The sequence below is a fragment of the Enterobacteriaceae bacterium Kacie_13 genome, from assembly GCA_013457415.1.
Classification (GTDB): Bacteria; Pseudomonadota; Gammaproteobacteria; order Enterobacterales; family Enterobacteriaceae; genus Rahnella.
The window spans coordinates 2,018,592-2,030,686 of the sequence record CP045665.1 but is presented as its reverse complement, the minus strand read 5'-3'; the positions used below and the strand labels follow the sequence as shown (position 1 = coordinate 2,030,686).

At 53.5% G+C, this 12,095-nt stretch carries 14 protein-coding genes and 1 other annotated feature; of the genes, 11 read left to right on the top strand and 3 right to left on the bottom strand.

Translation table 11 applies throughout. The features are described from left to right. Positions 1 to 23: 23 nt before the first annotated feature. Both GE278_09350 and GE278_09345 read right to left on the bottom strand, forming a co-directional pair. A complete protein-coding gene (locus tag GE278_09350; GenBank protein ID QLK60948.1) occupies positions 24 to 644 on the bottom strand; it encodes a threonylcarbamoyl-AMP synthase in 621 nt (206 codons plus the stop codon). A 36-nt stretch (positions 645 to 680) separates the two neighbouring features. Next, on the bottom strand, positions 681 to 1,616 hold the full coding sequence (locus tag GE278_09345) for a PHP domain-containing protein (GenBank protein QLK63255.1): 936 nt from the start codon (positions 1,614 to 1,616) through the stop codon (positions 681 to 683). Positions 1,617 to 1,910: 294 nt separating this feature from the next. On the opposite strand from GE278_09345, the gene GE278_09340 reads away from it, so the two are divergent. From GE278_09340 to GE278_09305, 8 genes are all read left to right on the top strand, one after another. After that, complete coding sequence (locus tag GE278_09340; protein QLK60947.1) at positions 1,911 to 2,093, top strand: hypothetical protein; 183 nt, start codon at positions 1,911 to 1,913, stop codon at positions 2,091 to 2,093. Then, positions 1,945 to 2,047: a sequence feature (Trp leader region), on the top strand. Its footprint overlaps the gene before it by 103 nt. Positions 2,094 to 2,101: 8 nt before the next feature. Then, positions 2,102 to 3,664 (top strand): anthranilate synthase component 1, encoded by a 1,563-nt coding sequence (locus tag GE278_09335; GenBank protein ID QLK60946.1) that lies wholly within the window; start codon positions 2,102 to 2,104, stop codon positions 3,662 to 3,664. Between the two features lies 1 nt (position 3,665). Continuing rightward, entirely contained in the window at positions 3,666 to 4,244 is a 579-nt protein-coding gene (locus tag GE278_09330; protein ID QLK60945.1) for an anthranilate synthase component II, read from the top strand. Between the two features lie 26 nt (positions 4,245 to 4,270). Beyond that, positions 4,271 to 5,269 carry an anthranilate phosphoribosyltransferase gene (gene trpD / locus GE278_09325; protein ID QLK63254.1) on the top strand — a complete coding sequence of 333 codons (999 nt, stop codon included), beginning with the start codon at positions 4,271 to 4,273 and terminating at the stop codon, positions 5,267 to 5,269. Between the two features lie 3 nt (positions 5,270 to 5,272). Beyond that, positions 5,273 to 6,637, top strand: coding sequence for a bifunctional indole-3-glycerol-phosphate synthase TrpC/phosphoribosylanthranilate isomerase TrpF (trpCF, locus tag GE278_09320; protein ID QLK60944.1), 1,365 nt, complete (start codon positions 5,273 to 5,275; stop codon positions 6,635 to 6,637). 44 nt (positions 6,638 to 6,681) lie between these two features. After that, positions 6,682 to 7,872 (top strand): tryptophan synthase subunit beta, encoded by a 1,191-nt coding sequence (gene trpB / locus GE278_09315; protein ID QLK60943.1) that lies wholly within the window; start codon positions 6,682 to 6,684, stop codon positions 7,870 to 7,872. Next, positions 7,872 to 8,678, top strand: coding sequence for a tryptophan synthase subunit alpha (trpA, locus tag GE278_09310; protein QLK60942.1), 807 nt, complete (start codon positions 7,872 to 7,874; stop codon positions 8,676 to 8,678). Before trpB ends, trpA begins: the two co-directional genes overlap by 1 nt. A 230-nt stretch (positions 8,679 to 8,908) precedes the next feature. Then, positions 8,909 to 9,223: a BON domain-containing protein gene (locus GE278_09305; GenBank protein ID QLK60941.1), complete on the top strand. Its 315-nt coding sequence runs from the start codon at positions 8,909 to 8,911 to the stop codon at positions 9,221 to 9,223. 65 nt (positions 9,224 to 9,288) lie between these two features. Here the strand turns inward: GE278_09305 and ompW are convergent, their stop codons facing one another. Next, positions 9,289 to 9,921: an outer membrane protein OmpW gene (ompW, locus tag GE278_09300; GenBank protein ID QLK60940.1), complete on the bottom strand. Its 633-nt coding sequence runs from the start codon at positions 9,919 to 9,921 to the stop codon at positions 9,289 to 9,291. A gap of 291 nt (positions 9,922 to 10,212) precedes the next feature. Between ompW and GE278_09295 the strand changes: the two genes are divergently transcribed. The 3 genes from GE278_09295 (at position 10,213) to GE278_09285 (ending at position 12,093) form a co-directional block, all read left to right on the top strand. Further along, the gene (locus tag GE278_09295) at positions 10,213 to 10,575 is read left to right on the top strand and encodes a YkgJ family cysteine cluster protein (protein QLK60939.1); all 363 of its coding nucleotides are present in this window, start codon (positions 10,213 to 10,215) and stop codon (positions 10,573 to 10,575) included. Between the two features lie 126 nt (positions 10,576 to 10,701). Further along, positions 10,702 to 11,454, top strand: a complete 753-nt coding sequence (locus GE278_09290; protein QLK60938.1) for a UPF0259 family protein — start codon at positions 10,702 to 10,704, stop codon at positions 11,452 to 11,454. 99 nt (positions 11,455 to 11,553) lie between these two features. Continuing rightward, positions 11,554 to 12,093, top strand: coding sequence for a septation protein A (locus tag GE278_09285; GenBank protein ID QLK60937.1), 540 nt, complete (start codon positions 11,554 to 11,556; stop codon positions 12,091 to 12,093). Positions 12,094 to 12,095: the final 2 nt, after the last annotated feature.

Here is a 12,095-nt window from a genome sequence, read left to right as displayed (position 1 = left end):
TACAACATCAGGCGGACGCGCGTTTAGCGAAAGGGGGCCGGATCACCTGCGCCTTCACGTACCACCTCCGGTGTCGATTCGGTTAAATCAATAACCGTGGTCGGCTGCTGGCCGATAGAACCACCGTCAATCACCAGATCGACAAGTTTGCCCAGATGGTCTTTGATATCTTCCGGATCGGATTCAGCAAAATCATTGCCCGGCAGCATCAGCGTCGTAGACATCAGCGGTTCGCCCAACGCTTCCAGCAACGCAATCGCAATCGGGTTGGACGGCACACGCAGACCAATGGTTTTACGTTTTTCACTCATCAGGCGTCGCGGCACTTCTTTGGTCGCTTTCAGGATGAACGTGTAGTTGCCCGGCGTATTGTTTTTCATCAGGCGAAATGCACCGTTATCGACGTAGGCGTAGGTCGACAGCTCGGATAAATCACGGCACACCAGCGTGAAATTGTGGTTGCTGTCTAACTGACGGATGCGGCAAATGCGCTCCATTGCGTTTTTCTCTTCGAGACGACAGCCCAGCGCGTAACCGGAATCGGTCGGATAAACAATGACCTGACCTTTACGCAACAGCTCCACCGCCTGACTTATCAGACGCGGCTGCGGATTTTCGGGGTGGATGTAAAAATATTGACTCATGGTTCCCTCTCGCTCTTTATTCTTTCCGGTCAGGCATCAGACCGGTTCAATTTCAGGCTGTGTCATCGCAAGCGGCCAGTGTTGCCATACCGGTTCAACGCCTGCGGGAAGCCAAAGTTTGCGGCCAAGCTCAATCCACGAACAGGGCTGATGGAAATCAGATCCCTGCGAGGCCAGTAACTGATAATCGCGGGCATAGGCCGCCAGTTGCGCACGCTCATTGGGCGCCTGCTGGCACTGCGCGACTTCCATCGCATCACCGCCTTGCTCTGCAAAATACGCCAGTAAGCGTTTGAGCCACTTGGTGGACAGATCGTAACGCCCAGGATGGGCGACAACGGCCTGCCCGCCTGACTGATGAATCGCATCTATCGCTTGTTCTATTGTACACCACTGTGGCGGAACGTAGCCGGTCTTGCCTTTGGCAAGGAATTTCTTGAAGACCTGTGCGATGTTATCCGCTGCACCCACTTCCACCAGATAACGGGCAAAATGCGCACGCGTCACCGCGCCGCCCTGCGCCATACGCAGCGCGCCTTCCCAGGCACCTTCGATACGGGCTTTCGCCAGACGATGCCCCATTTCCTGCGCGCGTTGCTGACGCAAATCTACCTGCGTGCTAAGTAAACTCACCATCGCCGGATGCTGTGGATCAATGCCCAGACCGACGACGTGGATCTCGTGGTTTTCCCACAACGTGGAAATCTCAACGCCGTTGATGAGCACCAGCGGTAACTGCTTTTCGGCAATCGCCTGCGCCGCACGCGCCAGTCCTTCGGTGCTGTCGTGATCGGTGATCGCCAGTACGCCGACACGCATCTCAACCGCACGGGACACCAGCGCTTCAGGTGTTAAATAGCCGTCCGAGGCCGTGGTGTGGCTGTGGAGATCGTAAATCGTGAAGGCCGGGCTGAGGTTCTGGTCATCTGCTGAGGGTGTGGCTGTTGTTTGATCTGTCGTTGGTGAAGTCATCGTCACGTTGGGGATTTAACCTTTTCTGAATGCAGTTCATATCATAACGCGTTAGGACGGCTCACGTTAGGGCTATCTTCCCGCGACCTTCACATCGTGGTTACGCACTGAAACGGTGCGATAACATCTGTGCGCACTGTAGTTGTGAAATCAGGGTAAAAAGAGAGTTGACTTTACATCCATGAACTAGTTTACTAGTACGCAAGTTCACGAAGAGTTCGATTAAGAACGGCGTGACAAACCAATTCAGAAAGCTTAGGTTTTTAAATCGATAGTTTTCCAAAACTAATAAGAGTGTCTGATGATGAAAATTCAAATGATGGCGGTTCTCAGCTGGTGGCGTACTTCTCCTTGTCGGGCGGAGTAATCACGCATAGCTGTCATCAGACGCTGCAAGATTTCCGAAGCCCGCATAACGCGGGCTTTTTTATGGCCGTCTGTTTGAAGAACCTTTTTGAAAACGTCGAGAAAATTTAGGAAGCAAAATGACTCAACCAAAACCACGTTTAGAATTGCTGACCGCGCAGGGAAGTTATCGCGGTGATCCGACGGCCATTTTTCATCAGCTGTGTGGGGCACGCCCGGCCACGCTGCTGCTCGAATCCTCAGAAGTCACCAGTAAAGAAAACCTGAAGAGCCTGTTGATTGTAGACAGCGCCCTGCGCATTACCGCGCTGGGTTCACGGGTTTCATTACAAGCCCTGACGCCAAATGGCGCGTCTTTACTGCCGCTGATTGACGCGGCGCTGCCTGCTGAAATTCAAAATGATGTCCGTCCCAACGGTCGCGAGCTGACCTTCCCGTCCATTGACCAGATGCAGGACGAAGATGCGCGCCTGCGTTCGCGTTCCGTTTTCGACGCACTGCGCAGCATTCTGACCTCCGTCGAATCGCCAACGGAAGAACGTGAAGCGATGTTCCTCGGTGGGCTGTTTGCTTATGACCTGGTGGCCGGATTCGAAGATTTACCGAAACTGCACGCGGATCAGCGTTGCCCGGATTTCTGCTTTTATCTGGCAGAAACGCTGCTGGTGCTCGATCACCAGAACCGCACATGTCGTTTACAGGCCAGCCTGTTTACGCCATCGAATGATGAGAAACAGCGTCTGCACGCTCGTCTTGAACAACTGCAGCATCAGCTGCAACTGCCGCCACACGCTATTCCACATCAGAGCGTGCCGGAAATGCAACTGAGCGTGAACCAGAGTGATGAAGTGTTTGGCGCTGTGGTGGAGAAAATGAAAGTGGCGATCCGCGCCGGCGAAATTTTCCAGGTGGTTCCTTCACGCCGCTTCTCGCTGCCATGCCCTTCTCCGCTGGCGGCCTATGAAACGCTGAAAAATAATAACCCAAGCCCGTACATGTTCTTCATGCAAGATAATGATTTCACGTTGTTCGGCGCGTCACCGGAAAGCGCACTGAAATATGATGCCACCAACCGCCAGATCGAAATCTATCCAATTGCCGGCACCCGTCCGCGTGGCCGCCGCGCTGACGGTTCACTGGATTTGGATCTCGACAGCCGCATCGAGCTTGAAATGCGCACCGACCATAAAGAGCTGGCCGAGCATCTGATGCTGGTAGATTTAGCGCGTAACGATCTGGCGCGTATCTGCGAACCGGGCAGCCGTTACGTCGCTGACCTGACCAAAGTTGACCGTTACTCTTTCGTTATGCATCTGGTCTCCCGCGTTGTCGGTACGTTGCGCGGCGATCTCGATGTTCTTCACGCCTATCAGGCAGTGATGAATATGGGGACGCTGACCGGCGCACCGAAAGTCCGCGCCATGCAGCTGATTTCAGCGTCCGAGCAGACACGTCGTGGCAGTTACGGCGGCGCGGTCGGTTACTTCACTGCTCACGGTGATCTGGATACCTGCATTGTCATCCGCTCGGCGTATGTCGAAGACGGCATTGCCACCGTGCAGGCCGGCGGCGGCGTGGTTCTGGATTCTGTCCCACAGGCCGAGGCCGACGAAACTCGTAATAAAGCCCGTGCCGTGCTGCGCGCCATCGCCACCGCCCATAATGCGAAAGAGGTATTTTAAGATGGCCGACATTTTACTCATCGACAACGTCGACTCCTTTACATACAACCTCGTCGATCAGCTGCGCGCCAGCGGTCATAACGTGGTGATTTACCGCAATCAGATCCCGGCTGATGTCATTATCGATAAGCTCAGCCAGTTGGAAAAACCGGTGCTACTGCTCTCACCGGGACCGGGCACGCCGTCAGATGCAGGCTGCATGCCGGAGCTGCTAAAACGTTTGCGCGGCCAGTTACCGATTATCGGCATCTGTCTGGGTCATCAGGCGATAGTCGAAACCTATGGCGGGTTCGTTGGCCAGGCGGGGGAAATTCTGCACGGGAAAGCGTCTTCTATTACCCATGACAATGAAGGCATGTTTGCCGGAATGAACAACCCATTGCCGGTAGCGCGTTATCACTCGCTGGTCGGCAGCCAGATCCCGGACGGGCTGACGGTCAACGCCCGCTTCGGCGACATGGTGATGGCAGTGCGTCATGACAAAGATCGCGTCTGCGGCTTCCAGTTCCATCCGGAATCCATTTTAACCTCACAAGGTGCGCGTCTGCTTGAACAGACACTGGCCTGGGCTTTGGCGTAAGGAGAACGGACATGAACACGCAAACTATCCCCGGCATTCTCGAGAATCTGTATCGCGCCCAAACGATGACTCAGGAAGAAAGCCAGCAGTTATTTACCGCCATTGTGAATGGCGAACTGGAGCCCGCTCAGTTAGCCGCCGCCTTAATCAGTATGAAAGTGCGCGGCGAGCAACCGGCTGAAATTGCCGGTGCAGCCAAAGCGTTACTGGCCCACGCTGAGCCGTTTCCACGTCCGGATTATCAGTTCGCTGACATTGTCGGCACCGGCGGCGACGGCACCAACAGCATCAATATTTCTACCGCCAGCGCGTTTGTCGCGGCAGCCTGCGGAGCGCGTGTGGCGAAACACGGCAACCGCAGCGTCTCCAGCCGTTCGGGTTCTTCCGATTTGCTGGCAGCATTTGGTATTCGTCTGGATATGCCTGCGGAAGGATCCCGAGCAGCCCTTGACGATTTGAACGTCTGTTTTCTGTTCGCACCGCAGTATCACACCGGTTTTCGCCACGCGATGCCAGTGCGTAAGGCGCTAAAAACCCGCACGTTATTTAACGTGCTTGGTCCGCTGATCAACCCGGCACGTCCGCCACTGGCGCTGATCGGCGTTTACAGCCCGGAACTGGTGCTGCCGATTGCGGAAACCTTACGGGCGCTGGGTTATGAGCGTGCGGCAGTGGTTCACGGCGGCGGAATGGACGAAGTGGCGATCCACGCGCCAACGCAGGTGGCCGAACTGAAAGACGGCAAAATCACCACTTATGAAGTGACGCCGCAGGATTTCGGACTGGACAATTACCCCATCGAATCACTGCTGGGCAGCGAACCGGAAGAAAACCGTGACATTCTGGCACGCTTATTACAAGGTAAAGGTGATCCGGCCCATGAAGCCGCGGTAGCCGTCAATGTGGCGATGTTACTGCGCCTTTTCGGTCAGGAAGATTTAAAACAAAACGCACAACAGGCATTGGCCGCCATGCGCAGCGGTGAACCCTACCAGCGCGTGTTGGCATTGGCAGCAAGAGGATAAGTGATGCAGCAGGAAACCGTGCTCCACAAGATTGTCCGCGACAAAGAAATTTGGGTCGCGGCACGTAAAGAACAACAACCGCTGGCCAGCTTCCAAAACGAAATCACTCAGAGCCAGCGCAGTTTCTACCATGCCCTGCAAGGCGCCCGAACCGCCTTCATTCTGGAGTGCAAAAAAGCGTCTCCGTCGAAAGGCACGATCCGCGATAACTTTGATCCGGTAGAAATTGCCAGCGTTTACAAAGACTATGCGTCAGCCATCTCCGTTCTAACCGACGAGAAATATTTCCAGGGCAGTTTTGATTTTCTGCCGCTGGTCAGCAAGACGGTCACACAGCCGGTACTGTGCAAAGACTTCATCATCGACCCGTATCAGATCCATCTGGCCCGTTTTTATCAGGCCGATGCCATCTTGCTGATGCTGTCGGTGCTCAACGATGAACAATACGTTCAGCTGGCAGCCGTGGCGCACAGCCTGAATATGGGCGTGCTGACCGAAGCCAGTAATGAGGAAGAACTGGATCGGGCCGTGCAGCTGAAGGCCAAAGTGGTCGGCATCAATAACCGCGACCTGCGTGATTTGTCGATTGACTTAGACCGTACCCGCCAGCTCGCGCCGCGCGTCCCGCACGGAGTGACGGTGATCAGCGAATCAGGCATAAATACTTACGGCCAGATCCGTGAGCTCAGCCGCTTCGCTAATGGTTTCCTGATAGGCAGTGCGCTGATGTCCGAGGATGATTTGTCCAGCGCAGTGAAGCGCGTACTTCTGGGTGATAACAAAGTCTGCGGCCTGACCCGTGCAGAAGATGCTAAAACGGCTAAAGAGGCCGGTGCGATTTATGGCGGACTGATTTTTGTGGAAGCGTCTCCGCGCTTTGTGACACGGGTTAAGGCTAAAGAAATTCAGAATGGCGCACCGCTGAAATATGTCGGCGTGTTCCGTGACCAGCCAGTTGCAGACGTCGCAGAAACCGCGCACGCCCTGAAGCTGACTGCTGTACAGCTGCACGGTGATGAAGATCAGGTATATATCGACACGCTGCGCGAAGCCCTGCCATCGGGCGCGCAAATCTGGAAAGCGCTGAGCGTGAAAGACACTGTTCCGGCGCGTGACTTCAATCATGTGGATCGCTACGTGCTCGATAACGGCAAAGGCGGCACCGGTCATCGTTTCGACTGGAGCACGCTGGAAGGTCAGGATCTCAGTAACGTTCTGCTCGCCGGAGGTCTGGGTGCAGACAACTGCGTGCAGGCGGCACAACTCGGTTGCGCAGGGCTGGATTTCAACTCCGGTGTTGAAAGCGAACCGGGCATTAAAGATGCCGGTAAAATTACCGCCGTATTCCAGACATTGCGGGCGTACTAACGCCTTCGTGATGACGCAAAAATTGACAGACAGGACGCAATAACATGACTTTACTTAATCCCTACTTCGGCGAATTTGGCGGCCAGTACGTCCCGCAAATTCTGATGCCTGCGCTGGCACAGCTGGAAGAGGCTTTTGTCAGCGCCCAGCGCGACCCGGAGTTTCAGGCTGAATTCATTGACCTACTGAAAAACTACGCAGGCCGCCCGACGGCGCTGACGCTGTGCAAAAACCTGACCGCCGGCACCAAAACTAAACTGTACCTGAAACGTGAAGATCTGCTGCACGGTGGCGCGCATAAAACCAATCAGGTGCTCGGTCAGGCTTTACTGGCAAAACGCATGGGTAAAACCGAAATCATTGCCGAAACCGGTGCCGGTCAGCACGGCGTAGCCTCAGCCCTTGCCTGCGCCCTCCTCGGCCTGAAATGTCGCATCTATATGGGTGCAAAAGACATCGAGCGCCAGTCACCCAACGTATTCCGTATGCGTCTGATGGGTGCTGAAGTTATTCCGGTCCACAGCGGTTCTTCCACGCTCAAAGATGCCTGTAACGAGGCACTTCGCGACTGGTCTGGTAGCTATGAAACCGCTCACTACATGTTGGGCACAGCGGCAGGTCCGCATCCTTATCCGACTATCGTGCGTGAATTCCAGCGCATGATTGGCGAAGAAACCAAAGTGCAGATGCAGGAACGCGAAGGTTGTCTGCCGGATGCGGTGATTGCCTGCGTCGGTGGCGGTTCCAATGCAATCGGCATGTTTGCCGATTTCATCGACGACACCAGCGTCAAGTTGATCGGCGTTGAACCGGGCGGTCTGGGGATCGAAACCGGCCAACACGGCGCGCCGCTGAAACATGGTCACGTCGGCATTTACTTCGGTATGAAAGCACCGATGATGCAGACATCCGAAGGCCAGATCGAAGAATCTTATTCCATCTCAGCCGGTCTGGATTTCCCGTCGGTGGGCCCGCAGCACGCCTATCTCAACAGTATTGGCCGTGCGGAATATGTCTCGATTACCGATGACGAAGCGCTTGAAGCCTTTAAAGAACTATCTCGCCACGAAGGGATTATTCCGGCACTGGAATCTTCCCACGCGCTGGCCTATGCGCTGAAAATGATTAAGGAAACGCCGGAGAAAGAACAAATTCTGGTGGTGAACCTTTCTGGCCGCGGCGACAAAGATATTTTTACCGTACATGACATCCTGACTGCCCGGGGAGAAATTTAATGGAACGTTATCAGCAATTATTTAAGCGCCTGGAAAGCAAGAAAGAAGGCGCGTTTGTTCCTTTCGTTACGTTGGGCGACCCGGGTGTTGAGCTGTCCCTGTCAATTATTGATACGCTGATCGAAGCCGGTGCTGACGCGCTTGAGCTGGGCATTCCGTTCTCTGATCCGCTGGCTGATGGCCCGGTCATTCAGAACGCTAACCTGCGCGCGTTTGCTGCCGGTGTTTCTCCTACGCAGTGCTTCAACATGCTGGCGCGCATTCGTGAAAAACACCCGGACATTCCTATTGGTTTACTGATGTACGCCAATCTGGTGTTCCACAACGGTATCGAAACGTTCTATCAGCGCTGCGCTGAAGTGGGCGTCGATTCTGTGCTGGTTGCCGATGTCCCTTTTGAAGAGTCCGCGCCATTCCGCGCTGCTGCATTGCGTCATGGCATTGCGCCCATCTTCATCTGTCCACCAAATGCTTCAGACGATTTGCTGCGTGAGATTTCCTCTCATGGCCGAGGCTACACGTACCTGCTCTCCCGCGCCGGGGTAACCGGTACAGAGAAGCGCGCGCTGACGCCACTGAATCATCTGGTCGATAAACTGCGTGAATACCACGCTGCGCCGCCGTTGCAGGGCTTCGGGATCTCCGAACCTTCGCAGGTGAAAGAAACCCTGTCGGCGGGGGCTGCCGGAGCAATTTCAGGTTCTGCCACCGTGCGCATTATCGAAAACAATCTCCATCATCCTTCTGAAATGCTGGCTCAGCTTTCCCGTTTCGTCAGTGAAATGAAAGCCGCCACCCGCGCGTAAGTACCATAAACAGAACGTGAGACGTCAATATGCTCATGTTCTGTTTCTTTTTAATTTCTTACGATTTTTCTCCCTCCAAATATTTGTATAAAAGCCATCAATAAACCAAACTAAATTCACTCATCAAGCCTATGATTATTGGGACTCTAACCGCATTGCTTGCGTGAGTTACCATTTGGTTTTAACAGATCGTTTCTTTTGGTTTTATAACAAAGCATGGAGAGTTATTTATGAAGCTATTCAAAACATTGTCCGCATTCTGCATGGCAGCCGTCGTGGTAATGGCCGTTGCCGCCTGTGCGCCAACAAAAAAATCAGAAGGAACCGGCGGTTATATCGATGACACCGTCGTGACCACCAAAGTGAAATCAGCCCTGCTGGCGGATAAAACCATCGCTTCACGCGAAATCAGCGTCGAAACCTTTAAAGGTCGCGTCCAGCTGAGTGGCTTTGTGACATCAACCGCCGATGCTAACCGTGCGGTAGAAGTAACACGCGGCGTGGCCGGTGTTCGCTCCATTGAGAACGACATGCGCCTCAAGTAAGGGCTGTCGGTTGTAGAAATACGAAGAGGCGCCGGAGCGCCTCTTTTTTATGTCCGAACCAACAATCAGAAACGATAGCCGGCGCCAAACATAAAGACCCATGGATCGATCCGGGTGTTGATGTTTTGCTGCTCGCCACCGGCTTTGAATTTCACTTCAGTATCGATATCTATCCACCACACCGACATATTGATCAGCCAGTTGTCATCGAGGTTGTAATCAAGACCCGCCTGCGTAGCCACGCCCCAGGAATCTTTCACGCTCAGATCGGACAACCCGGCATCGCGGCCCGTCTGGTTGAAATTGGTATCGTAAAACGTAGTGTAGTTGATACCAACGCCAAGGTACGGACGCAGCTTGTCTTGCTTATCCCCAAAGTAGTACTGAGCCATTAATGACGGCGGCAGCTGTTTCACTTCGGCGATAGTCCCGGTACTTTGCAGACCGACTTTGTGCTGGAACGGCGTGGCCGCCAGCAGCTCCATCCCGATGTTATCGGTGAACATGTAGCCGAGGGTCATACCCATCTGCGTATTGTTATTAATATTAAACGAACCCAGTCCCAGAACATTGTCGGACCCTTCGGTTGGCCGGACGGTGGCGGTCCCTACGCGAAAAATCACATCCCCTGCCTGATGTGCACTCGCGACTGCCGGAAATGCCGCTGCCGCGACCAATGCCCAATATGCTGCTTTCATTATCCCCTTCCTTTGTGTGGGTTATTTATTTAACGCGCGAATGATACCTACTCTTGGGTATGGCTTGATCATTGCGGGATCACATCTTTAAAACAAATTTACGGAAAAAGCATCTTTCTCAATCCGATCTAAATCTATAAAAACAAAGGAATTGATCTACATCAAAAACGAGGGAATTTGTTTATTCTTCAAATGTCACGAATATCTGTTGCTTAAAAAAACGCCGCTGCGTACTTTGCTTATTCCTGTGTTTTTGGTCTGGTGCCGTTAAGGAGTCGGTCGCTTCCCAAAATGAGCGAAATAAACAACCCTTGCATGACCTGTGGCGCATGCTGTGCGTATTTCCGGGTATCTTTTTATTGGGCCGAATCTCAGGTCGCTGGCGGCGTCGTTCCGCAGGCACTGACGGAGCAAGTCACTCCCTTTTTAAGCTGTATGCAAGGCACTAACAGCAAATCATCACGCTGTGTTGCTCTTGAAGGAGAAGTTGGGAAGTCCGTATCCTGCTCCATTTACCTCAACCGCCCTTCACCCTGCCGCGAATTCGATCAGTCCGGTCTGGATGGTATAGGCAATACCGCCTGCGACCGCGCTCGCGCACATTACGGACTGCCGCCGCTGGAGGTGCATTTAGCAGTTCTCGATCTCAGTTAAGGAAAGCGCTCAGGCAGCGATTCATCACGCAAACCGACAGGAAGTCAGCGCAAACCTATCGGCAATCCCCATTTAAAGGTTACAATCACCGTCTTATTGATTTTTGCTTTTTGCCAAGGAGCGTTCATGCCTATCACGGCCAGTACGTTGTACCGTGACAGTTTCAATTTTATGCGTAATCAGTTAGGTAGCATTTTGCTGCTGGCCGTCCTGACCGCATTAATTACCGTCATCTTGAACCAGATTTTTATGCCGGGCAGCGACCAGCTGAGCCTGCTCAGCGCCGGTAGCGACGATTTACTGAGTAACACCGGCATGAGTATTCAGGAGCTGGTACAGAGCATGTCGCCGGATCAGCAGAAAGTGCTGCTGCAGGTATCTGCGGCCGCGACGTTCTCTGCGCTGATCGGCAATGTTCTGCTGGTGGGCGGGATGTTAGTTCTGCTGCAACAAGTTTCCGGCGGGATGCGCACCAGCGCCATCCGCGCACTCGGTGCCGCCGCGCCTGTCATGCCGCGTCTGTTCGGCCTGATGCTTCTGTGCACCCTGCTGGTTCAGCTTGGCCTGACCCTGTTCGTGGTGCCGGGCATCGTGCTGGCAGTCGCGACATGCCTGTCGCCGGTGTTGTGCGTGAACGAGAAGCTCGGCGTTTTCAAATCCATCAAAGTCAGCAGCAAGCTGGCCTTCGCCAATCTGCGCCTCGTTGTCCCGGCCATCATGTTCTGGCTGGCGGCGAAAATGGTACTGTTGCTGGTGGTGAGCCGCTTGTCGATGATGTCTCCAGACGTCGCCGCGGTGATTTTAAGCGCGCTGAGTAACCTGGTTTCCGCATTATTGCTGATTTATCTGTTCCGTCTTTACACAAAATTACGCGTGTAATATTGATCTGTTTTTTTAAAGGGCGCTCAGGCGCCCTTTTCTTTTGTCCGCGAAATGATTCCGGTATAGTCATCACATACATAAAACATGGAATGAAGTATGAAGCAGCTCCTCGATTTTCTTCCCCTGATTGTCTTTTTTGTGGTGTATAAGCTTTACGACATTTTTGTCGCATCGGGCGCGTTAATTGCCGCCACCGCACTGGCTCTGGTCATCACCTGGGTGATGTACCGCAAAATTGAAAAAATGACGCTGATCACCTTCGCGATGGTTGCCGTTTTCGGCACCCTGACGCTGGTTTTCCATAATGACGAATTCATTAAATGGAAAGTGACCGTGATTTACGTTCTGTTCTCCGGCGCATTGCTGATTAGCCAGCTGGTACTGAAAAAACCGCTGATCCAGCGCATGCTGGGTAAAGAGCTGACGCTGCCGGACCACGTATGGAATAAACTCAACGTTAGCTGGGCGATATTCTTCCTGGTGTGCGGTCTGGCGAATATCTATGTCGCGTTCTGGTTACCGCAAAATATCTGGGTTAACTTTAAAGTCTTCGGTCTGACCGCGCTGACGCTGGTATTTACCCTGCTGAGCGGCGTATATATTTACCGCCATATGCCGGATGAAGAAAAAAAATAAGC

Bases quoted from the DNA above. Each gene is read 5' to 3' on its own strand.
- GE278_09350 (QLK60948.1), bottom strand. From the start codon at position 644: ATGAGTCAATATTTTTACATCCACCCCGAAAATCCGCAGCCGCGTCTG.
- GE278_09345 (QLK63255.1), bottom strand. From the start codon at position 1,616: ATGACTTCACCAACGACAGATCAAACAACAGCCACACCCTCAGCAGAT.
- GE278_09335 (QLK60946.1), top strand. From the start codon at position 2,102: ATGACTCAACCAAAACCACGTTTAGAATTGCTGACCGCGCAGGGAAGT.
- GE278_09330 (QLK60945.1), top strand. From the start codon at position 3,666: ATGGCCGACATTTTACTCATCGACAACGTCGACTCCTTTACATACAAC.
- trpCF (QLK60944.1), top strand. From the start codon at position 5,273: ATGCAGCAGGAAACCGTGCTCCACAAGATTGTCCGCGACAAAGAAATT.
- trpB (QLK60943.1), top strand. From the start codon at position 6,682: ATGACTTTACTTAATCCCTACTTCGGCGAATTTGGCGGCCAGTACGTC.
- trpA (QLK60942.1), top strand. From the start codon at position 7,872: ATGGAACGTTATCAGCAATTATTTAAGCGCCTGGAAAGCAAGAAAGAA.
- GE278_09305 (QLK60941.1), top strand. From the start codon at position 8,909: ATGAAGCTATTCAAAACATTGTCCGCATTCTGCATGGCAGCCGTCGTG.
- ompW (QLK60940.1), bottom strand. From the start codon at position 9,921: ATGAAAGCAGCATATTGGGCATTGGTCGCGGCAGCGGCATTTCCGGCA.
- GE278_09295 (QLK60939.1), top strand. From the start codon at position 10,213: ATGAGCGAAATAAACAACCCTTGCATGACCTGTGGCGCATGCTGTGCG.
- GE278_09290 (QLK60938.1), top strand. From the start codon at position 10,702: ATGCCTATCACGGCCAGTACGTTGTACCGTGACAGTTTCAATTTTATG.
- GE278_09285 (QLK60937.1), top strand. From the start codon at position 11,554: ATGAAGCAGCTCCTCGATTTTCTTCCCCTGATTGTCTTTTTTGTGGTG.